This window comes from Schnuerera sp., assembly GCF_035459645.1.
Taxonomy (GTDB): Bacteria; Bacillota; Clostridia; order Tissierellales; family Tepidimicrobiaceae; genus Schnuerera.
In genome coordinates this window covers 1-1,721 of the sequence record NZ_DATHXO010000316.1, presented here as the reverse complement: position 1 = coordinate 1,721, position 1,721 = coordinate 1, and the positions used below count along the sequence as shown (strand labels likewise).

Annotated in this window: 1 protein-coding gene; it reads left to right on the top strand. The window is 28.7% G+C overall.

The features are described 5' to 3' along the window. On the top strand, nt 1–1,721 hold a 1,721-nt coding region (locus VK998_RS07435), incomplete at both ends, for an S-layer homology domain-containing protein (protein ID WP_325227156.1).

The following is a 1,721-nucleotide window of genomic DNA, read 5'->3' as shown; positions in this document are numbered from 1 at the left end:
GGCTTGGTAAAGGGTCTAGAAAACAATTTTGCAGATCCTAAAATCCCCTATAATGAGGCAAGACTTTCAATTAAAGAAATAATTAAAAAATATGAAGATTATCTTGATAACCAAAATGATATTTATAGAAATAGTTTTATATCTGGATATCTTAAAGGATTTGAAAAGGGATATAATGAAGGTGTTAGCGCTGGTAGTTCAACTAATAAAGCTGATGTAAAGACAAAATACACGGACTATGCTGATTCATTGGGGTTATTACTAGGAGAGATTTATGGACATAAAGATTTTTATGCTAATAAAAGTGCTAACATAAATAGATCTTTACCTTCTAATAAAGCATTGACTGGAATGTTTAATCTAGATAAATTAAGTTACCAAGATAGATATGCATTTTTAAATACTTTTAAAGGGAAATTTAGAGAGGGTTATCAAGAAGGGTATGGAAAAGCAAATTTTAAACCTATGGAAATTTCCTATGAAGAAGGAGTTGCTCAAGGGGAATATTTTGGCAATATTTTAGGGCGGACAAGTGGTACCAAGGATTATTTTGAAAATAAAACTAGAGATTATATGAGGAATATCCCTTCAAATGGTACTATTATAAGGGAGTATTCTTTAAATAAAGATGGCAAAAAGTACAGAGAAGGTTTCTTAATAGGTTTTAGAAGAGCATATGAAGAAAGTTATAATGAAAGTTTTAGAACTATGAATGTAGATGAACATAGAAGATCTTACGAAGAAGGATATGAAGAAGGTTTGAGTGCTGGACTAGACAAAGGAGAAATAGAAGCTACTGAAGATTATTATTTAAAACTAGAAAATAATTGGAAAAGATACTTTCCAACAAAAAGTTGTTTAATAAGGGAGTATAGTCTTAGTATAGAATCAAAAAATTACAGGAATGGATTTTTTAGTGGATATCTTGATGGATTAGCACAAGGATATGGGGACAAGTATCGAGAATTGAGTCAAGAGACTATAGAAAAGAAATCAAAAGTAGAGGAGGTGCCCATTTCAGGAGGAGAAGTTGAGAGTTTTGATAATACATTTTTTTTAAAAATAGAAAAAGGAACTTATTATAATCCGGTAATTGTTAAACTGGATGTATTACCAGATGAATTTTATTCTTTGGATGAAGGTTTTATAAAGGTTTCAGATTACTATAAGATTAATGTAACTAATAAATCCTATGCAAAAGATAACGAAAAAGATATAGAATTAATATTTGAATACTATGGTAAAAATAATGGTGGTATTTACAAACTAGTAAATGACAAATGGTTATATATACCTTCTTATATTGAAGATGGTTATATTAAGGCTTTTGTTACACCAAATTCATTCAAAGGAAAAGCGAACGTATATTCTGTATTAATAGACAAAAATTCAAAACATTTATTGGATATAAGAGACCATTGGGCTAAAGATGAAATAACAGCCTATCAAAGAAGAGGAATAGTTTCTGGATATTCTGATAATACATTCAGACCAGATGAGAAAATTTCCAAAGGAGATTTTTTAATAATACTGAGTAAAGTTTATAATTGGGAAATACCTAATAAAGATAAAACTACTGATTATGAAGAAACAATTAGTTATGCAATTGATAAAGGATATATCAGTAATATTTATAAGGCAAATGAAAAGGTTACATATAGAGAAATGGAAACAATAATGAGAAAAGTTACAGGTTATGAAAATTTCCATTGGTATAATTT